The sequence below is a fragment of the Paenarthrobacter sp. NPDC089322 genome (genome assembly GCF_040684895.1).
In the GTDB taxonomy this organism is placed as follows: domain Bacteria; phylum Actinomycetota; class Actinomycetes; order Actinomycetales; family Micrococcaceae; genus Arthrobacter.
The window spans coordinates 59,804-79,523 of sequence record NZ_JBFBGW010000007.1; the positions used below are offsets into that span (position 1 = coordinate 59,804).

Here is a 19,720-nt window from a genome sequence, read left to right on the forward strand (position 1 = left end):
AATCGTGCCATCGTTAGCACTATGGCCTACGCCAGTGAGAGTGTCAACGAAACCCGGGCTGAGCGAATTGATTGAAAATTTTGAATAAGCAAGTAGTGCATCATCTTTCCTTGTTGTGCTATCGTTAGCATCATGTTCGATGAAGATCACCAGCACCCCGATTCTGCCCCGAGAGGCATCGTGTTTGCCCAGGCGGCGCGACCGGAAGAGGAGGCCGAGGTTTGGCTCGTACACCGCGGACGCGCTCTTCCCTTGCGCGACTGGGCAGCACAATGGCCCTGCGCGAGGTTTGCCTCCGTCAGTGACCTGATCCAGCAATGGAGCGAGCATCGTGCAGACCTTCAACGACTGACTGAGTTGCCCCGGACCGCACAAGCCATCGCCGAAAGCGGCCTGCCTGTTGGCTCGCTCCGCCTTGAGGCTCCCCTTCGCCCCGCCCAACTGTTCTGTACCATCGGCAACTACCGGCGGCAGGTGGTGGAAGCCGCCGTGGACGCCGGGCCCGCGGCCGAAGCGGATCGCCTGCGCACGGCGACCATGCAGGCGCTAGACCAACGCCGGCTCCATGGCGCCCCCTATATCTGCCTGACCAGCGCGGACCGCGTGGCAGCCCCTGTCGGGGAACTGCCCCTGGATCCCGAGCTGGACACCTTGGACTGGGAAGTCGAGATTGGTGCAATCATTGGGGCACCCGGCTCGCGACTCCCGCTCTCCGAGGCACCTGCAGTCATCGCCGGCTACAGCGTGGTCAATGACCTGACAATCCGATCACGCGTTGCCCGGCCGGATCTTCCGGCTCTGGGCACCGATTGGGTGCAATGCAAGGGCCTGCAGGGGTCGCTGCCCCTTGGTCCCTGGTTCGTGCCTTCCTGGCAGGTCCCGAACCCATCCGGTCTCCGGCTGCGACTGTCGCTCAATGACATGCTGATGCAGGACGACACGGCAGAGGACATGGTCTTCACCATTCCGGAACAGCTGCACTACCTCTCCCAGCACACCCGGCTTCGCCCTGGCGACGTCCTGTGTACTGGATCTCCCGCCGGGTTCGGACTCCACCACGGCCGCTTCCTCCGTACAGGCGATTTCGTCAAGGCCTCGGTAACCGGCCTGGGCGAGCAGGTCATCCACTGTGTAGACCCAGAGCCCGACCCAAATACATTCAACCCGACTCCAGCCGCGGCAGGCCGGACAATGACAAAGGAGCACGTATGACACAGCAGCAGACCGTCCTGCTGACCGACCGGGCCTGGCCCGACGACAGCATTGAACGGGACATTCTCGAAGAGGCCGGATTCCGCGTCGTTGCCGGCCCTGCCGACCCCGCGCCCGTAGAAGCCATCGATGCCTTGGTGGCTGAGCACCAGCCCGCCGCAATCCTCACCTGCTGGGCAACCGTATCCGCCGAAGCGATTGCGGCCTCGGCCCCGCTGACGGTTGTCGCCCGCATGGGAGTTGGCCTGGACAATATAGCGGTACGTGCCGCTACGGATCGCGGTATACAGGTTACCAATGTCCCGGACTACTGCGTTGCGGAGGTTTCCGATCACGCGGTCGGGCTGGCCCTGGCCTGGACACGCGGATTGGTGGCCGCCGATCGTGAGGTCCGCTCCGGCAAGTGGAACCCGGCAGGTGCCCGCCTTCGCCGCCTCTCCACCCTCACCTGCGGCGTCATCGGTTACGGCCGGATCGGCAGGGCTACCGCAGCCAAGCTGCAAGGCCTTGGAGCCCGGGTGGTGATCAGCGACCCACATGCTCCGGCCGATACCGACGGCATCGAAGCGATGCCCCTTGACGACCTTCTCGCGGTCAGTGATGTGGTTGTCCTGCACGCGCCGTTGGTGCCGCAAACGCATCACCTCATCGGCGAAAGGGAGCTGTCACTACTTCCGCAAGACGCATTCGTGATCAACGTCAGCCGCGGGGGCCTGATCGACACGGCCGCGCTGCTCGCGTCCTTGGACAGTGGGCACATCAGTGGAGCAGGGCTGGACGTCCTGGAGGAAGAGCCCACCGTTCCTCAGGAGCTGCTGGCCCATCCCGGAGTTATTGTCACCCCCCACATCGCTTTCGCCTCTGACGCATCGGTGATTGACCTGCGCCGCAGCGCTGCCGAGGAAGTCGTGCGCGTCCTGCGCGGCGAACCTGCACACTATCCCTGCAACACACCTTCCCCCCTCACCACTGGAGTGTCATCTTGAGCGCTATCGAACAAGTCCACGGCCGACAGATTTTCGACTCCCGCGGTCGCCCCACTGTCGAGGTCGAAATAGTCGTGGACACCGGTGCCGAGGCCCGCGCTTCTGTGCCCTCCGGCGCCTCTACCGGCACCCACGAGGCCCATGAGCTGCGCGACGGGGATCAATCGGTCTTCGACGGACTCGGCGTCACCGCCGCAGTGGAGCATGTGAACGGTGAGATCGCCGCAGCGTTGCGTGGCATGGACGTCGCCAACCAGCAGGCAATCGACGAGCGGCTGCGGGAACTGGATGGCACCCCTGCCCTGTCGCGTCTCGGGGCCAATGCCATCCTCGGCACATCGCTGGCTGTGTGCAGGGCCTCCGCCGTGGCGAGCGGGCTGCCGCTGTATCGTCGGATCGCGCAGCTCGCCGGCGTTGACGAACCGGCGCTGCCGATGCCAATGGTGAACATTCTCTCTGGCGGCCTCCACGCTGGCCGTGGCATGGATGTCCAGGATTTCCTTGCCGTACCGGTGGCAGCAACGTCAGCCCTTGAAGCAATCCAGCTCACCTCCCGTGTCAGGGCGTCAGCGGCCAGGCTCTGTGCAGAACGTGGGCTTCCCACCTTGCTCGCCGACGAGGGCGGTCTCAGTCCGGCGTGCCGCACCGGTGAGGAAGCCCTCGAATTGATCACTTTGTCCATTGAGGCTGCCGGTTTGCAGGCCGGCACTGACATCGCAATAGCCATCGACGTCGCCGCCTCTTCCCTTTATGACCGCAGCGCCGCTGATTACCACCTGCGCCGACAGGAACGGCATCTAAACACCGCGGAAATGATCGACATGGTGTCCTCGTGGGTTGACAATTTTGCGATCGTCTCGATCGAAGACCCGCTCGATGAGGACGACTGGGCCGGTTGGGAGACACTGACCACGCGCTTGGGACAGCGCGTCCGGCTGATCGGCGATGACTTGTTCACCACCAACAGCTCACGGCTTGCCCAAGGCATAGCACGCGGCGTTGCCAACGGCGTCTTGGTCAAGGTCAATCAGAACGGTACGCTGTCGGGCACACTCGACGTCGTCGCGGAGGCGCGTGCGGCAGGTTACGCCCCTGTTGTCTCGGCGCGGTCAGGGGAGACCGAGGATGACTTCCTCGCGGACCTGGCAGTGGGGACCGCGGCTGGACAGATCAAGATCGGCTCTGTCCGGAACTCGGAGCGACTCGCCAAGTACAACCAGCTGGTACGCATCGCCGAAGACACCACCCTGGGGTTCAGACAGCTGCCCAGCTTGGGCTCCACTCCTTTGGCTGTCCGGTGAGCGCCTTCGAGCCTGAGGCCCGCGTCAGGGAGTTCCTGCTCCGTCACGGGCTCATGCGGCCCGCTGAAGCCGCGATCCTGACACCCTTGACGGGTGGTGTTAGCTCGGACCTCTGGCGGGTGGACTTGCCCGGCCGTAGCGTCTGCGTCAAAGGTGCGCTGGCCCGGCTGAAGGTGGCGCAGGAGTGGCTCGCTCCCACCTCTCGCAACCGCGTGGAATATGACTGGCTGCAGCTGGCCGGGAAGATCGCTCCAAGGCACGTTCCGCAGGTGCTCGCCTACGACGAGCAGGCCGGGCTGTTCGCCATGGAATTCCTGCCGCCCAAGGATTACCCGGTGTGGAAGGTGGAACTCCTTGACGGGCACGTCGACCCCGCAGCGGCATATGCGGTGGGCGATTTGGTAGGCCGGCTGCATGCGGCAAGCGCCAAAGAGCCTTCGGCCGCGGCCAGGTTCTCTACTGACGAGAATTTTGACGCGTTACGCATCGAGCCTTACTTCCGGGTCACAGCCCGTGCCAACCCCGATCTCGGTGACCGGATCGACTGGTTGGCCGCAGTGACAGCCAGTACGCACCTGGTTGTGGTCCACGGTGACGTCAGCCCCAAGAATATCCTTCTGGGGCCGCACGGACCGGTGCTGCTGGACGCCGAGTGCGGGTGGTTCGGGGACCCGGCGTTTGATGTTGCGTTCTGCCTGAACCATCTCCTGCTCAAGGCGATAGTCCTGCCCGATCACATCGGGCAATTGCGCCGGTCCGCCCAACAGCTGCTGGACGGCTACGTCCAGCACATCGACTGGGAACCGACGGCTCCTCTCATGGGTCGCGTCGCGGCGCTCCTGCCACTGCTAGCCCTTGCCCGCGTCGACGGCGCGTCTCCTTTGGAGTACCTGTCCCCAGACCAACGTCACCAGGTTCGTGACCTCGCGAGGTCCAGGATGGCGCGTCCAATCCCCACCGTTGACATACTCATCGATGACTGGATGTCGGCGGCAGCCGATACGGCAGGAGCGCCGCAGATCAAGGAGCCAACGCTGTGACGTTCTCCCTCGCGACGGTCCGGATCGACGGAACACCAACCCCCGTCCTTTGTCTCCCGGATGGTCGGCTTTATAGGATTTCCGACCTCTCCCCCGGCACACTCTCCGTCGATTCGCCGGCAGGGCTGATGGCTGTCTTCGAGAACTGGGAAACCGCCGAGCCCTTACTACTCGCTGCTGTTGATGCGCTCCAGGAAAGTACCGTCCAGCCGGTAGCCCAACCGGCGGATTCTGGAGACTGGCTGACGCCACTGCAGTATCCAAGAAAGGTCATCTGCACCGGCGCCAATTACTACGACCACGTCATTAACGACGGTGGTCACTCGGAATTCTCGAAAGAGGACAATGTCCCTGTCTTCTTCCTCAAGCCTCCCACCACGACCCTCGTGGGTCAGGGCCCTTCCGTCCGATACCCAAACCAAACTGAAAAGTTCGACTACGAACTTGAGTTGGCGGTAGTTGTCGGAGTTGCCGGCCGGAACATCCCGGTGGACCGTGCACGTGAACACATAGCCGGATACACGATCGCGCTGGATCTATCGGCCCGCGACTGGCAGCGCCATCCCAAGCACCTGGTCAAATTCGACCTGTTCGGTGGCAAGGTCTTTGACGACAGCTGCCCGTTGGGTCCGGGGATTGTGCCGTCCCGCTTCGTCGATGACAGCAACCTGCAGTTGCAGTTCCGGCTCAACGGCGACCTTCGACAAGACGCCAATACCTCGGACCTCATCTGGTCGGTGCCTGAGTTGGTTTCCCTGATCAGCGAACACGTCACCCTTGAACCCGGTGATGTCATACTCACTGGAACCCCCGCCGGGGTGGGGCTTGCCACGGGGACATGGCTGAACGTCGGCGATCAGCTGAGGGGGCAGATCACCGGTTTGGGAGCCATCAGCGTGGAGATCATCGCCGACGCCAATTCCCAACCCCAATCATCCAAGGAGGGACCATGAAAGCAGCAGTACTCACTCAGACCGGAACGATGCCGGAGTACCTGAATTTCCCGGAGCCCAAGCCCACCCGCGGTCACGTCGTCGTCGACATCGCCGCGGCGGGGGTCCATCACCTCGACCTGGCGAAGGCGTCCGGCGCGTACGGTAAACCGGGCACCCTGCCCTATGTCATCGGCGCGGACGGCGTGGGCCGGACCTCCACCGGCCGGCGGGTCTTCTTCACAGCACCGGTTTCACCCCACGGTTCCTGGGCCGAACGCACTTTGGTGGCCGAACAGGATCTGCTGGACCTCGCTGACGACATAGACGACGTCACCGCCGCAGCACTCGGCAACACCGGGCTGGCTGCGTGGCTTGCGCTCACATGGCGCGCGAACCTTCAACCGGGCCAGAACGTACTTGTCCTTGGTGCGACGGGCGCACTGGGATCAGTGGCCGTCCAGCTCGCCAAGGCCCTCGGCGCTGCCGACGTGGTAGCTGCCGACCGGGATTCCGACCGCCTGGCCATTTCCCGGCAGCGGGGGGCCACAGCCACCGTCAGCATTACTCCGGATACGGATCTTGTAGACGCTTTCCGGAACGCCGTTGACGGGCGCGGCTTCGACGTCATTATTGACCCCGTCTGGGGCGAACCTGCCCTGGCAGCAATGCACGTGGCCGCACGGGGCGCCCGTCATGTCCAAATCGGTCAATCCGCGGCGGAGACCATCCAACTCCCCGCCAGCATCATTCGTTCAGCACGCCTGGAGCTGCTCGGCTTCGCCCACGTCGACGCACCTGCCGAAATTCGCCGCAACGCCTATTGGAGACTTACCGGCCTTGCCGCCGCCGGTGAGTTGGTCGTCGACACGACCGTTCTCCCGCTCTCCGATTTCGAGCAGGCCTGGGAGATCCAGCAACAGGGCTCCCCTCGCAAGCTCGTCCTCACACCTTAGTGAGGGTGAGGAGGAATCCGATGATGCACGAGTCGACCCGTTACTACGTTGAGGTCAGGGTTACCGAAGGTAGGGAGCTCCAGAACCAACTCAATGAGGCCGTCGGGAAAGCGATCCGGGAAGGCCTTGTGAACCCCGGACGCGGAGTGATGGTCACCCGACATGACCAGCAGACGTTCTCTGTGGAACTTACCCACGATGTTCCCCACGGAACGATCTCCGAATGTGAAAGGCCTGTCCTCGACCCCGCGGCGCGGGTCGTCCATGAAAGCAACCGGGCCTTCCCGCCCCCAGGAGTTCATGTGTACAGCGAAACCAACCTACCCTACCCGAACAGGTGGAACGAGTCGGATCCGGCGAACCTCAGCGAAGCCAACCTGATCATTGATCACACACTGGATGGCGAGGAATTGATTGCCCTGCCGTGGATCGGCTGGCACTACAGCAATGAATCCGCCGGAGGCTGACTACCAGGCGGTGGTGCCTGCGCCAAGGTTCAACCCATCACTACATCCGAAACGAAATTCACCGTGGAAAATGATAAGCGACCAGCCGTCCGCGCCCCAGGCCGCAGTGGGCTTATTGCCAAGCCGTCTTCGGACTGGCGGCTGGCCTCAGATGCATCCGCCCATGAGCACGAGCGACGCCGTGAACCCCTCCTGATGAAACAATGGAAATACCTGTGGCCTCATGAATTCATAGAACTCCGCCGTGGAAACATTGTGCTGGGTACCGGGTACGTCGATGAAACGACCGACGACGCAAGCATCATTTGGATTCACCTCGCCAACGGGCGGGGGCGAATCCTGATCCATCACAATGATGGAATCGATATATGGCGCTTGGACGCCCGTATCAGAGGTCAATGAAGAAATGTTCGTGCGGTTCAGTGGTGCAGTTGCATGCGCTGCAGGACGGTCGCGGATATTTCTTCAACGGACATCGACGCCGAATTGACGTACGGGATGTTGTTGGCCCGGTACATATCCTCGGCGTTGCGGAGTTCGAAGGTGCACTGGTTCAAGGATGCGTAGTTGCTTCCGGGCCGCCGTTCCTGGCGGATCTGGCTGAGCCTGACAGGCTGGGACGTAAGTCCGAAGCACTTGCCCGCGAAGCGTAGCAGGGGCTTGGGCAGCGCCATGGTCTCGAAGTCTTCCTCTACGAGGGGGAAGTTTGCGGCGAGGATACCGTGCTGAAGCGCCAGGTACATGGTGGTGGGAGTTTTCCCGCAGCGGGACGGGGCGATCAAGATCAGCTCGGCGCGTTCGAGCGCGCGGAGGGACTGGCCGTCGTCGTGCTCGATGGCGTATTCAACGGCGGCCATGCGGGATTGGTATCGGACAGCGTCACCAACGCCGTGGGCTTGGCCGGGCAGACCGCTGGCTGAAGATCCGAGGGCTTGCTCGACTTGGCTGATATGCGCGCCGAACAGGTCAAAGAAGTGTCCGCCGCTTTCGGACAGGACAGCACGAACGTCGGGGCTGACCGTCGTGGAAAAGACCAACGGACGCGGTCCGAAGGCTGCGACCCGGTCGATGGTCGCCACCACGTCGCGTGCTTGTTCGACGGTGGTGATGAACGGGATGGTGCGTCGTTCCAGCCGCTGGCCGGGGAATTGGGTGAGCAGGGTGTTGCCGAGCGTTTCGGCCGTGATGCCGGTGCTGTCGGACAGGAAGAACACCGTGGGGGCGGGCTGGGTGCCCGCCCCCACGGCTTGCGGCTCCGTCATTAGACGGCGGTGGCGGGGGTGGTGCGGGCCAGACGCAGCCAGGTTTCGGTGACGGCGTCCGGGTTCAGCGAGATGGAGCTAATGCCCTGGGCCAGCAGCCACTCGGCGAAGTCCGGGTGGTCGCTGGGGCCCTGGCCGCAGATCCCGACATAGCGGCCCTTGGCCCGGCATGCGGAGATCGCCAGTTCCAGGAGCTTGGTCACGGCCGGGTTCCGCTCGTCGAATCCTTCGGCGACCAGGGCGGAGTCGCGGTCCAGACCCAGGGTGAGCTGGGTGAGGTCGTTGGAACCGATAGAGAACCCGTCAAAGTACTCCAGGAACTCATCAGCCAGCAGGGCATTGGCGGGCAGTTCGCACATCATCACGATCTCCAGCCCGTTCTCACCCCGGCGCAAACCGTTTTCAGCGAGCAGGTCGATCACGCCACGGGCCTCATCCAGGGTCCGCACGAACGGGACCATGAGCTTGATGTTGCTCAGGCCCATCTCATTGCGGACGAACTTCAAGGCCTCGCATTCGAGCTCGAATGCCTGCCGGAAGGATTCGGAGAGGTAACGGGACGCGCCCCGGTACCCGATCATCGGGTTCTCCTCCTCCGGCTCGAACGCCGGGCCACCGATGAGGTTGGCGTACTCGTTGGACTTGAAGTCGGAGAGACGGATGATCACCGGTTCAGGCGCGAAGGCCGCAGCGATGGTCGAGATGCCCTCAGCCAGCCGTCGGACGTAGTAGTCCCGCGGGCCGTCGTAGGCTGCGATCTTCTCCCGGATCTGCCGCACCGTGAAATCGTCCAGCGCTGCCGGGCGCTCGATCTCCCCTGCCACGGCCAGCAAGGCGTTGGGGTGGATGCCGATCTGGCGGTTGATGATGAACTCCAGCCGGGCCAAACCCACACCATGGTTCGGCAACTTCGCGAAGCTGAACGCCTGCTCCGGAGTGCCGACGTTCATCATGATCTTCACCGGAGCTTCGGGCATGGTCTCCAGGCTGGTTTCCTGCAGCGTGTACTCCAGCAAGCCCTCGTACACCAGGCCCGCTTCGCCTTCCGCGCAGGACACTGTCACGGGAGCGCCGTCCTTGAGGATCTGGGACGCGTACCCGGTTCCGACGACGGCGGGGATGCCCAGTTCGCGGGCGATGATCGCAGCGTGGCAAGTCCGCCCGCCACGGTCCGTGACGATCGCGGCAGCCTTCTTCATGATCGGTTCCCAGTCCGGGTCGGTCATGTTCGCCACCAGGACATCGCCCTCCTGGAACGAGGCCATCTGATCGATCGAGGACAGGATACGGACTTGTCCGGCGCCGATCCGCTGGCCGATGGCCCGGCCCTCCACCAAGACTGTCGAGCGCTCAACCAGGGTGTAGCGGGACACTGAACCGCCGGCCTTGCGGGACTCGACCGTTTCGGGGCGTGCCTGCAGGATGTACAGTTCCCCGTCCACACCGTCCTTGCCCCACTCGATATCCATGGGACGTCCGTAGTGCGCCTCGATCGCCAGCGCGTGGCGGGCGAGCTGCTCAACCTCCGCGTCCGTCAGGCTGAAACGGCTCCGCAGTTCGGCCGGGACCGGTACGAAGTCGACCGTACGGCCAACCTCGGCCGAGTCCGTGTAGACCATCTGTACAGCCTTCTCCCCCAAGCCCCGCTTGAGCACAGCGGGACGTCCGGCAGTCAGGGCAGGCTTGTGGACGTAGAACTCATCCGGGTTCACGGCGCCCTGCACCACGGCCTCGCCGAGCCCGTACGAGGACGTGATGAACACCGCATCGGTGAAGCCGGTCTCGGTGTCCATCGTGAACATGACACCGGAGGCGCCGACGTCGGAACGCACCATGCGCTGTACACCCGCCGAAAGTGCCACTTCCGAATGCGTGAAGCCGTGATGCACGCGGTAAGCGATCGCGCGGTCGTTGTACAGGGAAGCGAAAACGTCCTTGATCGCGTGCAGGATGTTCTCAATACCACGGATGTTCAGGAACGTCTCCTGCTGCCCGGCGAACGAGGCGTCGGGCAAGTCCTCGGCCGTGGCACTGGAACGCACCGCCCACGACACGTCCACGCCATGCTCTTCCGTGAGCCGGGTGTACGCGGCACGGATTTCGTCTTCGAAACCGGCAGGGAAAGCAGTCCCGCGGATCAGGTCCCGAATCTCCTGGCCGACCTTGGCCAAAGCGGCCACATCGCCGCTGTCCAGGCCTTCAAGAATGCCTTCAATCCGCGCATCAAGGCCCGACTCCGCCAAGAAACGCCGGTAAGCGTCCGCCGTCGTCGCGAAACCGCCCGGAACTTTCACCCCCGCAGAGGCGAGATTCCGGACCATTTCCCCGAGCGATGCATTCTTGCCGCCAACCTGATCAAGGTCGGACAAGCCAAGCTCAGAAAACCAAAGAACGTTAGTCATAAATTGTGTCCTCCATTGGGCACGCTCAGACAAGCGCTAAAAAACTAGGTCATGCAAGGATCCAGCCCATGGGCCGGTGAAGCAAACGGATGTGATGGGCGCAACATGATTCGGAAGTAATGAAATGTCACCCAAGCATGACTTGACGAGCACCCATGCTAGCGGTGTTCATTCTGGTAGCAGCCCTTCCAGGGCATTTGCGCCTGCTATAGCACCTCCGGCCGCTTTATAGCCGGCGGCGACTCGACGTGCCCCTCCCGCTTTGCTGCGGGCCTCTTGGACCGCTTCCCGGAGTCTGCCCGGGGTGAGTTTCCGGGGATTAAGCCGCACCCCGGCGTCGGCAGCCACAACCCTCGCCGCTACCTCGTGCTGGTCCCTCCCGAAGGGAACCACAACCACAGGTACCCCTTTGGCAAGAGCCTTCTGCGTGGATCCCATGCCCCCATGTGTGATGGCGACGGCGGCCCTATCGAGCACCAACGAGTGGGGCACGAAGTGCTCGATCCGGGCGTTGGCCGGAACAGTTCGGACGGCGTCAGTGCCGGAAGCCCTGGCGGCGCCTGCCGATCCGGCCCTGGATGCCGGCAGCGTAGCGATGACAGAGTATGGCTCCTTTGCCAGGGCTTCCAGGGCGGTGCGAACCAGCCGCTCGTCCGCCTGATACTCGGAGGACGTCGTCACAAGAACCGCAGGTTGCTCCAATTCCTCGAGCCATGGCGGTGTTTCTACAGGTGGTTCCCACGCCACGGAACCGATCATTCGGATCCTCGGAGCCCAGTCGGCGTGTTCGTACTCAAAGGGCTCCGAGGTAGCGACAAGCATCAATGGAGCCGTGCGGAAGAAGGCATCCGCACTGCTCACCGGGGGTAGCTGTCCGTTGGAGACGTCGGCGCGGAGACGGTTCATGCCGGGCATCATCAGCTTCTCGACGGCGCCAATCACCAAACGTCGGACGACGGCGTCGCGGGCCCTTCCCAACGGTCCGGACATAGGTGCCAGTCCCGGACCGAATGGCGGAGTGCCCTTGGATTGGATCGGCGGAGTAAACGGGCTGAACGTTGCCCAGGGCATTCCTAAATGCTCGGCCACAATTCGCGCACCCCAGCAATTGATGTCAACGAGCGCGAGATCAGGGCCGACGTCGTCAATTGCCGAACGGAAGTCCGGCGCATCCAAGCGGGCGCGCGAGGTGAAGGTGTCAACGCTGGAGGCGAGGGCGTCCTTGGTGGACTTGGTGAGGTAGTCCCGCGCTTCGATTCCGAGAAGCCGCTCATCCACCGGTTCTGCATGGAAGCCAAGGTCCCGCATGGGGTGGACTTGTTTGGGGAGTGTCCGCAGGTGGACCTCATGGCCCCGGGATTTCAACTCCAGCAGCAACGGAACCATGGGAAAAAGGTGGCCAATGGCGGGCGAAGAGTAGGCGAGGACGGTGGACATCAAGGACTCCGGGTAAACGGCTCAAGCATCTCGAGCAGGGAAAGAGTGACCTGATCGCGGCCCAGCCCAGCATCGTGGCGGAGGAGCTTCCAGGTGTAGACGTCGCAGAGTGCGACGAACTGCGCAAGGCGGCGATCGCGATCCGGCTCATTCTCCAGAAAGGGGTCAAAGACCCGCTCACACCATTGCCGGTGCAGTTGCCGGCCACCCTGCGCGATGTCAGCCAGGACCGGGGAGGCATTCTCCTCGGCGAGCAGTTTCAGCGCCAAAGCTCCCATGGTCTCGTAGTGGTCCATCAGGTTCTCGACGGCGGCGCGCACGTCGCCTGCCGGGGCGGCATCCCGCTGGCCCATGACCCGGGCAGATGTGAACTCCGCCGTGGCATTGATCAGGCCAAGGCGGTCCCCGAAGCGCCGAATCACCGTTTGGACAGTGACGCCGGCCCGTTCAGCGACAGCATTGAGGGTGAGGTCGGATAGCGGGCCTTCCATGAAGAGGTCTTCGGTCGCCTGAAGGATGCGACGTCCGGTTTCCGCCGTAGTCGAGGCGCGTTTACCCATGTCGTAGGAGCGGCCCTCGGTCCCCCTTAATTTCATGTTAATCAGATTAACTTTAAATCGGCGGGAGGTCCATAGCCCGTTGCAGGAGGCGCTCCTGACGCTTATACAGTGGGGCTGCTCGTTATGGGTCCGGTCCCCGGATCGCCCGCCACGTCCGGTGAGGCAGGGAGGAGGCGGCAGGCGGGTCGGCTTCATGCCCGAAGAGACCCGACCCGCCGCTGGCGACGCCCTACCGTTTCATGAGTTCGCGGAGCGCATGGCTGACGGCTGCGGGGTTTTCTTCGGCCATGAAGTGTCCGGAGTTCAGGGTGGTGTGGTGCAGCCTGGGCGCCCATGCGCTCCAGAGGGCACGGGCGTCGTAGCCGAGGGCTGCTCCCCAGTCCTGTTGGATGACGGTGACGGGCATGGCCAGGGTGGTGCCGGCGTTCCGGTCGGCTTGGTCGTGGGCCACGTCGATTCCTGCGGAGGCACGGTAGTCCGCCACGATGGAGGGGACGGCGCCCGCGGACGCTTCGAGGTACGCCTCCCGGTAGACGGCCGGGATCGCGTCCGGGCTGTTTGTCCAACCGTCCAGGAACGAGGCGAAGAACGTATCGGCCGTTGCCTGGATCATGGGCTCCGGTACTCCTGCGGGTTGGGCCATGAGATACAGGTGCCAGGCGACTTTCGCGTCCGCTCCTTTCAGGACGTCCCACATATCCAGAGTCGGGAGGACGTCCAAGGCCAGCAAATGCGTGACAGCCTCGGGGTGGTCCAGGCCGGCGCGGATCGCCACCAACGCTCCGCGGTCGTGACCCGCCAGCGCGAAACGGTCGTGGCCCAGCGCTTTGGCCACCGCGACGACGTCCGCGGCCATGGTGCGCTTGGAATAGGTCTCTTGGTTCGCTTCTGCCGGTTTGTCACTGTCGCCGTAGCCGCGCACGTCCGGACAGATGACCGTGTAGTCGGTGGCGAGGTCAGCGGCCACGTGCCGCCACATCAGGTGCGTTTGCGGGAACCCGTGCAAAAGTACGACGGCGGGCCCGGACCCGGCGACGGCGACGTTCAGTTCCACTCCGGCAGCCACCGGGACGCGATGGTACGTGGCCTCGGGAAGCAGGGTCAGGGTCATAGTCTTCTCCTTCATTGTTGGTGATGACCCCACTGTGGCGGACGCGAATCAGCGCCCAATCAGCCCGGCCCGGGCCCCGCCCCAGCCGCCTCACGGCAGGTCTGGCTAGCATGTACCGGGTGAACCCACTTCAGCTCCGCGTCCTCGGGCCCATCCGGATAGAGGTTGGGGGCACCGAAGTGCTGTTGTCCAAGCGGCGGCACCGGGAAATCATCGCCATCCTCACCTTGCACCGAGGCAGGGCCATCCCCACGACCGAGATGATCGATATGCTGTGGGAGGACGCCCCTCCGCCCGGGGCCGTGGGAGCCGTCAGAACCTTCATCGGCGAACTCCGCAAAATCCTCGAACCACACCGGCCGCCCCGCACCCCGCCCACGACGCTCGTAACGATCGGTGACGGCTACGCCCTCCGCCTCGAGCCCGAGGCCGTCGACGTCTGGCGCTTCGAGACCGCCCTCAACGCCACCGCTCCCGAAACGCCGTCCCACGCCGATGCCCGCCTCACTAAAGCACTGGGCGAAGGGGACGGCCTCCCCTATCAGGAATTCTCCGACCGAACCTGGGCCGCACCTGAGCTGAGCCGCCTCGAGGGCCTGCGCCAGACCGCCGTCGAACGCTGCGCCCAAGCCAGGCTCGACGACCGGCGACCAGGCGACGCCCTGGCGTTGCTCGAATCACATACGCCGGCGCATCCCTGGCGCGAGGAGGGATGGCGGCTCCACGCCCTGGCCCTCTACCGCTGTGGGCGGGAAGCCGACGCCTTGGAAGTCCTCCGCACGGTCCGCCGCCGGTTCACTGAGGAACTCGGCCTGGACCTTGGTCCCCGGCTCACCAACCTCGCCTCGCGCATCCTGCGCCGCGACACCGGACTCGACCTGCCCGAACCAAGCAACCTGGCAGCCACCGGGACGGCCCTGAGCCACAGCGGAACACGCGCGCAACTGGAAGCCTCCAACGCCGTGCTCGGAAGCCTCGCCGTTGCCGGTGACCCCGGAACCGCCCGCTCCCACCGCCTCACAGCAATCCGGTCCGCTCAGGAACTGGGCGACCCCGAACTGCTGGCCCGCGTCGTCGGAGGCTACGACATCCCCGGAATCTGGACCCGGTCAGATGACACCCAGGCCGCCCAGGCCATCATCAACGCCGCCGAGCATGCCCTGCACTCCGGCACCGGTCTCAGTGACCGCACACGCGCGCGGCTGCTCGCCACGATCGCCATGGAATCCCGCGGCACCGCCAGCCGCCGGGACGAAGCCGCCGAAGCCGAAGCGATCGCACGGCGCCTCGGGGACCCGTTCCTGCTCTGCTTCGCCCTCAGCTCACGGTTCATGCAGGAATTCACCACCACGGGACTGGCCGGTCAGCGGGCGGCCCTGGGCGCCGAGCTGACCGACGCCGCGCACGACGCCGACTCCCCCACCTTCATGATCAACGGCCACCTGATCCGCATGCAGGCGCTCTGCGCACTCGGCGATATCGAGGGAGCCAACGAAGAAGCAGCCGCCGTGGACCTTCTGGCCGCACGCCACGAAAGACGGCTCGCCACAGTCTTCACCGGCTGGTACCGCCATGTCTTCCATGCAGGACCCCAGCCCGCGATGACCAACGAAATGCCAGGATTCAGCCAGGGACTCGCGGCCTTCGCCGCCCTAGCGCGGCAACTGCGCACCGGAGCTCCCCTTAGCGACGGCCAGTTCGGCCCCTACGAACCATGGGTACACCCCCTCCTGCTCCACCGCGCAAGACGAAGCGCTGAAGCCATCCAACAACTCCAGAACCTCCCCGAACCACCCAAAGACCTCCTGCAGGAAACCATCTGGTGCATCATCGCCCAAACCGCCGCCGAAACCGGCGAACCAACCACCGCGGCACGGGCCCAGGCAGCACTAACCCCCGCAAGAAACGAACGGGCAGCCGGCGGCGCCATCGCAGATCTCGGGCTGGTTAGCGAGTACTTGCAGCTGCTTGCTCAGAAGTGATGATGTCCGTGGTTTGTGCGTTCAGCCTGTCAGCCCAGCCATCGCCACCAGCGTGTCTGATCAGGTTCCGGCGTTGATTCGGGTTCCGGCTCCTCACCCAAGGCCAAGGCGGCCTCGACGATGTCGTCGGCGGTGAGTGTCATGACGGCCTCACGATCGAGGGCATCAAGACTTTGCTCCTCGTTAAGCGACAGCCGCAGCGCCTGGCGGTTGAGCGCCTGCTCGAACAGCGTGCGGGCGAACCTCGCGTTGCCGGAATCCTCACTCGCATGGAGCCCGGCCAGGATGCGGCGTAACATCTGGTCGGCACCCGGTTCCAGCGTGTACTCGTGCTGGGCCAGCATCTGGTGGAAGATTGTCTGGAGTTCCTCCACGGAGTAGTCGGGAAACGTGATCTCCCGGGCAAACCGGGAGCGCAGTCCGGGGTTTGACAGCAAGAAAGATTCCATCAACCGCGGGTAGCCGGCCACAATCACGACCAAGCGGTGGCGGTGGTCCTCCATCCGCTTGAGCAGGATCTCGATCGCCTCAGGGCCGAAGTCCGTCCGTCCGTCTTCGGGAGCCAGCGCGTAGGCCTCGTCGATGAACAGCACGCCGTCCAGCGCACGGCGGATCACCCGGTCGGTCTTGATGGCAGTCGCTCCGACGTACTGCCCTACCAGACCGGAACGGTCGACCTCAACCAGGTGCCCTTTCTGGAGCAGACCAACCGCGCGGTACATTTCGGCCAGAAGCCGCGCCACGGTGGTCTTGCCCGTGCCCGGGTTACCGAGGAACACCAGATGCTGTGATGTTGCCACCTCCGGAAGACCGTGCGCCTTTCTGCGGGCCTGGACCTGCAGCAATGCGACGAGGCCCCGCACCTGTTCCTTCACGGTCTCCAGTCCAACCAGAGCGTCGAGTTCGGCCCGTACCTCGGACAGCGGCCGGGCCGGACCGGGCCTTGCACCAACGAGATCGCCCATCAGGTCATCCACGCGCTCGGACCCGGACAGCTTGAGCTGATTAGCCAGGTGGCCAATGGTTTCACGCAGGTCATCGAGCGGATTGCGGCTGGGAGCCATACATCCACTGTAGTACTCGATTTCAGACCGGGGCTGGTCATCAACGGCCGTTTGCCCTGCCCACGGCATGCGTGGAACCAAAAAACAGGGGTGCCCGGGCCATCCGGCCCGCGCACCCCTGGTTCGGCTGCTTTGCTATTCCTGGCCGAGTCCGGCGGCGGAGGTCTTTTTGCCTTCGACCTCGTTCAGGGTGCGGAGGTCGAAGATGCCGTTGATGTCGGCTTCCTTGGTGGTGCCGGCCTTGACGCCGTCTTCCAGGAGCTTCTTGTACGTCCCGGCCAGCGGGTCGGTGGTGAAGGTGATGTTCTGCAGCGCCCGCTCGATCACGTTGGCCGGAAGCGGCTTGCCCGCGGTGTCCTTCAACACGGCGTTGATCGTGCTGGCCTTGTCCGCCGGGGACGCGTTGTTCAGCCACTTCACGGACTCCACATGGCCCTTCAACAACGCCTTCACCGTCTCCGGGTGCTCGGCGGCGAACTTCTTGTTCACGATCAGGATGGTGGTGGTGAACTCACCCTTGTCCCACAAGTCCTTCTCATCTACCAGGACCTTCGCCCCGGCCTCCAGCACCAAACGCGAGGCCCACGGCTCAGGCAACCACGCGCCGTCGAGCTTTCCATCCAGGAAGAGCTTCAGGGTCTGGGCGTTTTCGGTCGGGTTGATGTTCACATCACCGCTGCCGTCCACGTTCGTCTTGTAACCCTGCTCCCCCAGCCAGGCCCGCAACGCCACATCCTGCGTCCCGCCAAGCTGCGGGGACGCCAGGACCTTGCCCTTGAGGTCCGCCGCGGAGGTGATCTCCGGCTTCACCACCAACTGCGCACCACCAGCCGCCGCGCCGGCGATGATGCTGATGGACTCGCCGTTGCTCTTCACGAACGAGTTGATCGCCGGGTTCGGGCCAATATACGTGGCGTCGATCGCGCCGGCGTTCAGCGCCTCGATGGCGGCCGGGCCGGCGTTGAAGATCTGAGTGCTGAGCTTCGTATCGCCCAGTTCCTTCGCGATGATGCCCTGGCTGGTACCCACCAGCGCCGGGCCGTGCGTGACGTTGCTGAAATAGCCGAGTTTGAGCTCAGCCGCGGGCGACGTGGTCGCTGCCGGTGCGGCCTGGTTGTTGCCGTTGGAGACAACGGAGGCCACCGCCGCGCCTGCACCAATCAGCAGGACCAGGCCGACGGCCAGTCCAATCTGGACGGTACGGCGACGCTTGGGCTTACCGGGGGTCTGACCCGCAACGATGCGGGTGGAGGAGTTGTCCTGAGGTGACGACACTGGAGGATTCCTTTTGGGGAGAGGGCAGGCCTGAATGAAGCTTCAGGCCTGGAACGGAGATGATTTGCCGATGCGGGTAGTTCGTTGTCCGGCCACGGAGGTCGCTTGGACGTACATGGAACCTGGACAGGAGGCGGATCGCTTTCGTGAACTGCCGCCTTGCTGGATCGAGATTACGATTGCGCTGGCATGAGTGACAACGAACAATGACACCTTCGGTCACCGAGCGACGCGCAAATTCATACGTTGAAATCCAATGTCAAAAACCGACCGATTTCGTCATCATTGGCTTCTCCTGAACCCGCTTCCATGGCGGGAGCGGGTGTGCCATTCTCCATGTGGGAGCTGGGCAGTCCAGCAGGGCCAACCAGGTTTGGCAGAGGAGCTTGAAAGGACATAGTGCAACCAACACTCTCCGGCAACACCGCGGAACTCACAGAGCACCTACGCCACAGCACTGTCTCAGGAAGTCGTCAGATCATCGGGCTCGTTGGCCCACCCGGCGCAGGAAAATCCACCCTTGCCGGACTCCTTACCCAACAGCTCGGTGACGAGAGTGCGGTTGTGCCCATGGATGGCTTCCACCTGGCAAATGCCATCATCGCCGGCACGCCTTTAAGTGAGCGGAAAGGAGCTATCGACACCTTCGACATCGGCGGATATCTCTCGTTGCTTGACCGGCTCAAGCGCAACGAAGAAGACCCCATCTACGCGCCGGCATACCGTCGCGGCCTGGAGGAACCAATAGCGGCATCCATTGCCATCCCAAAGTCAGTGACCTACGTCTTCACCGAGGGCAACTATCTTCTTGCGAAGCAAGGCCGCTGGGGCAAAGTTCGCAGCTACCTGGACGAGGTCTGGTTTGTTGAAACACCTCCGGACATCCGGATCCCTCGTCTCATCCAACGACATATTGCTTCCGGTATGGAGCCGGCCGCGGCCGAAGCCTGGGCGCACGGACCTGACGAAACCAACGCACGATACGTCGAATCAACCAAGACTTTCGCAGACCTCATCATCAGGTGGACATGAGTTCTCACGCTGTGATGCTGCGTAACCCGTCACAGCGAAATGCCGATGAGCTACTGCCTTAGCAAGGGTTCTCGGCTTTACGACTGATTTATGGGCTCCCAGCCCTTTCCTTCCGCCCGGTCAGAACAGAGCTTGAAGGCGATGTCGGCTGCCCTGTTAGTCGCGACGGCAGGTGAAACGTCCGATTCCCCGCTTCCTTTCCCGGCCTCACGCCCGGCGGCGTAACCAACCAGGAAAGCCGTCACCGGCGCTGCTGCATGGATCACGGAGTCTGCAGATTTTCTTGCCAGGTCAAGGAGGAGCTCCTGGTCAACGTCAAGATCGATTTGTAGCGCTCTCCCCAGGTCCTGACTCCATTGGGACAGAACCTGTGCTTCGTCGTCGCTGGGCATGATTTCTCCTTCCCGAAAGTCTCGAGTTGTCTGGGTGGTGCCACGAGAATACAAGGCATTCACGCGCAAGTCAGTGAGTTGCCGACAAATTGGCCGGGGACGGGACGTTCGCCTCCGGTCGCCATCGATTTACGCCTTATGAAGTATGTGGCGGCGCCCCCTTGCGGCTGGATTGCGGGTCATCTGGACGTGGGTCCCGACGACGAAACGGCGAACCAGAACAGATGGCTCCGTGAGACCGGCGACGATGATTCCCGCGCGGCCTCTGGAGCAGGGCTTAATCGCTGTCCATAGCCAGCGGCCGTGACA

The 19,720-nt window shown here is 63.6% G+C and carries 17 protein-coding genes; 9 read left to right on the forward strand and 8 right to left on the reverse strand.

Annotated features, from left to right (window positions below):
- Positions 1 to 132 precede the first annotated feature (132 nt).
- The 7 genes from AB0N65_RS09565 to AB0N65_RS09595 are packed head-to-tail and all read left to right on the forward strand — an operon-like array spanning position 133 to position 6,894.
- Positions 133 to 1,212, forward strand: a complete 1,080-nt coding sequence (locus AB0N65_RS09565) for a fumarylacetoacetate hydrolase family protein (RefSeq protein WP_364160488.1) — start codon at positions 133 to 135, stop codon at positions 1,210 to 1,212.
- Positions 1,209 to 2,198 (forward strand): C-terminal binding protein, encoded by a 990-nt coding sequence (locus AB0N65_RS09570; RefSeq protein WP_364160490.1) that lies wholly within the window; start codon positions 1,209 to 1,211, stop codon positions 2,196 to 2,198. The genes AB0N65_RS09565 and AB0N65_RS09570 overlap by 4 nt, the downstream gene beginning before the upstream one ends.
- The gene (gene eno / locus AB0N65_RS09575; RefSeq protein ID WP_364160492.1) at positions 2,195 to 3,499 is read left to right on the forward strand and encodes a phosphopyruvate hydratase; all 1,305 of its coding nucleotides are present in this window, start codon (positions 2,195 to 2,197) and stop codon (positions 3,497 to 3,499) included. The genes AB0N65_RS09570 and eno overlap by 4 nt, the downstream gene beginning before the upstream one ends.
- Positions 3,496 to 4,539, forward strand: coding sequence for a phosphotransferase (locus tag AB0N65_RS09580; protein ID WP_364160494.1), 1,044 nt, complete (start codon positions 3,496 to 3,498; stop codon positions 4,537 to 4,539). The genes eno and AB0N65_RS09580 overlap by 4 nt, the downstream gene beginning before the upstream one ends.
- Entirely contained in the window at positions 4,536 to 5,492 is a 957-nt protein-coding gene (locus AB0N65_RS09585) for a fumarylacetoacetate hydrolase family protein (protein WP_364160496.1), read from the forward strand. Before AB0N65_RS09580 ends, AB0N65_RS09585 begins: the two co-directional genes overlap by 4 nt.
- A complete protein-coding gene (locus AB0N65_RS09590; RefSeq protein ID WP_364160498.1) occupies positions 5,489 to 6,427 on the forward strand; it encodes a zinc-binding alcohol dehydrogenase family protein in 939 nt (312 codons plus the stop codon). The genes AB0N65_RS09585 and AB0N65_RS09590 overlap by 4 nt, the downstream gene beginning before the upstream one ends.
- A 20-nt stretch (positions 6,428 to 6,447) precedes the next feature.
- Positions 6,448 to 6,894 (forward strand): hypothetical protein, encoded by a 447-nt coding sequence (locus AB0N65_RS09595; protein ID WP_364160500.1) that lies wholly within the window; start codon positions 6,448 to 6,450, stop codon positions 6,892 to 6,894.
- 419 nt (positions 6,895 to 7,313) lie between these two features.
- On the opposite strand, the gene AB0N65_RS09600 is transcribed toward AB0N65_RS09595, so the two are convergent.
- The 5 genes from AB0N65_RS09600 to AB0N65_RS09620 all read right to left on the reverse strand — a co-directional run bounded on the left by AB0N65_RS09600 (position 7,314) and on the right by AB0N65_RS09620 (position 13,666).
- Complete coding sequence (locus AB0N65_RS09600; protein WP_364160502.1) at positions 7,314 to 8,156, reverse strand: pyruvate, water dikinase regulatory protein; 843 nt, start codon at positions 8,154 to 8,156, stop codon at positions 7,314 to 7,316.
- Entirely contained in the window at positions 8,156 to 10,558 is a 2,403-nt protein-coding gene (gene ppsA / locus AB0N65_RS09605; RefSeq protein WP_364160504.1) for a phosphoenolpyruvate synthase, read from the reverse strand. Before ppsA ends, AB0N65_RS09600 begins: the two co-directional genes overlap by 1 nt.
- Positions 10,559 to 10,726: 168 nt before the next feature.
- On the reverse strand, positions 10,727 to 11,995 hold the full coding sequence (locus tag AB0N65_RS09610; RefSeq protein WP_364160506.1) for a nucleotide disphospho-sugar-binding domain-containing protein: 1,269 nt from the start codon (positions 11,993 to 11,995) through the stop codon (positions 10,727 to 10,729).
- Positions 11,995 to 12,591, reverse strand: a complete 597-nt coding sequence (locus tag AB0N65_RS09615) for a TetR/AcrR family transcriptional regulator (protein ID WP_364160508.1) — start codon at positions 12,589 to 12,591, stop codon at positions 11,995 to 11,997. The genes AB0N65_RS09610 and AB0N65_RS09615 overlap by 1 nt, the downstream gene beginning before the upstream one ends.
- A gap of 193 nt (positions 12,592 to 12,784) precedes the next feature.
- Complete coding sequence (locus AB0N65_RS09620; RefSeq protein ID WP_364160510.1) at positions 12,785 to 13,666, reverse strand: alpha/beta hydrolase; 882 nt, start codon at positions 13,664 to 13,666, stop codon at positions 12,785 to 12,787.
- A gap of 119 nt (positions 13,667 to 13,785) precedes the next feature.
- Between AB0N65_RS09620 and AB0N65_RS09625 the strand changes: the two genes are divergently transcribed.
- On the forward strand, positions 13,786 to 15,648 hold the full coding sequence (locus AB0N65_RS09625; RefSeq protein WP_364160512.1) for a BTAD domain-containing putative transcriptional regulator: 1,863 nt from the start codon (positions 13,786 to 13,788) through the stop codon (positions 15,646 to 15,648).
- 29 nt (positions 15,649 to 15,677) lie between these two features.
- Here AB0N65_RS09625 and AB0N65_RS09630 read toward each other — a convergent pair whose 3' ends face one another.
- Together AB0N65_RS09630 and AB0N65_RS09635 are read right to left on the reverse strand one after the other, a co-directional pair.
- Positions 15,678 to 16,712: an AAA family ATPase gene (locus AB0N65_RS09630; protein WP_364160514.1), complete on the reverse strand. Its 1,035-nt coding sequence runs from the start codon at positions 16,710 to 16,712 to the stop codon at positions 15,678 to 15,680.
- 135 nt (positions 16,713 to 16,847) lie between these two features.
- Positions 16,848 to 17,987, reverse strand: coding sequence for an ABC transporter substrate-binding protein (locus AB0N65_RS09635; RefSeq protein WP_364160516.1), 1,140 nt, complete (start codon positions 17,985 to 17,987; stop codon positions 16,848 to 16,850).
- A gap of 399 nt (positions 17,988 to 18,386) precedes the next feature.
- Here AB0N65_RS09635 and AB0N65_RS09640 point away from each other — a divergent pair, with 399 nt between their 5' ends.
- The gene (locus AB0N65_RS09640) at positions 18,387 to 19,019 is read left to right on the forward strand and encodes a nucleoside/nucleotide kinase family protein (protein WP_364160518.1); all 633 of its coding nucleotides are present in this window, start codon (positions 18,387 to 18,389) and stop codon (positions 19,017 to 19,019) included.
- A 77-nt stretch (positions 19,020 to 19,096) separates the two neighbouring features.
- Here AB0N65_RS09640 and AB0N65_RS09645 read toward each other — a convergent pair whose 3' ends face one another.
- Entirely contained in the window at positions 19,097 to 19,411 is a 315-nt protein-coding gene (locus AB0N65_RS09645; protein ID WP_364160520.1) for a DUF6457 domain-containing protein, read from the reverse strand.
- Positions 19,412 to 19,720: the final 309 nt, after the last annotated feature.

Excerpts from the sequence above, each read along its gene's own strand:
- AB0N65_RS09565 (WP_364160488.1), top strand. The coding sequence starts at position 133 with ATGTTCGATGAAGATCACCAGCACCCCGATTCTGCCCCGAGAGGCATC.
- AB0N65_RS09570 (WP_364160490.1), top strand. The coding sequence starts at position 1,209 with ATGACACAGCAGCAGACCGTCCTGCTGACCGACCGGGCCTGGCCCGAC.
- AB0N65_RS09590 (WP_364160498.1), top strand. The coding sequence starts at position 5,489 with ATGAAAGCAGCAGTACTCACTCAGACCGGAACGATGCCGGAGTACCTG.
- AB0N65_RS09595 (WP_364160500.1), top strand. The coding sequence starts at position 6,448 with ATGATGCACGAGTCGACCCGTTACTACGTTGAGGTCAGGGTTACCGAA.
- AB0N65_RS09600 (WP_364160502.1), bottom strand. The coding sequence starts at position 8,156 with ATGACGGAGCCGCAAGCCGTGGGGGCGGGCACCCAGCCCGCCCCCACG.
- ppsA (WP_364160504.1), bottom strand. The coding sequence starts at position 10,558 with ATGACTAACGTTCTTTGGTTTTCTGAGCTTGGCTTGTCCGACCTTGAT.
- AB0N65_RS09610 (WP_364160506.1), bottom strand. The coding sequence starts at position 11,995 with ATGTCCACCGTCCTCGCCTACTCTTCGCCCGCCATTGGCCACCTTTTT.
- AB0N65_RS09615 (WP_364160508.1), bottom strand. The coding sequence starts at position 12,591 with ATGAAATTAAGGGGGACCGAGGGCCGCTCCTACGACATGGGTAAACGC.
- AB0N65_RS09620 (WP_364160510.1), bottom strand. The coding sequence starts at position 13,666 with ATGACCCTGACCCTGCTTCCCGAGGCCACGTACCATCGCGTCCCGGTG.
- AB0N65_RS09630 (WP_364160514.1), bottom strand. The coding sequence starts at position 16,712 with ATGGCTCCCAGCCGCAATCCGCTCGATGACCTGCGTGAAACCATTGGC.
- AB0N65_RS09645 (WP_364160520.1), bottom strand. The coding sequence starts at position 19,411 with ATGCCCAGCGACGACGAAGCACAGGTTCTGTCCCAATGGAGTCAGGAC.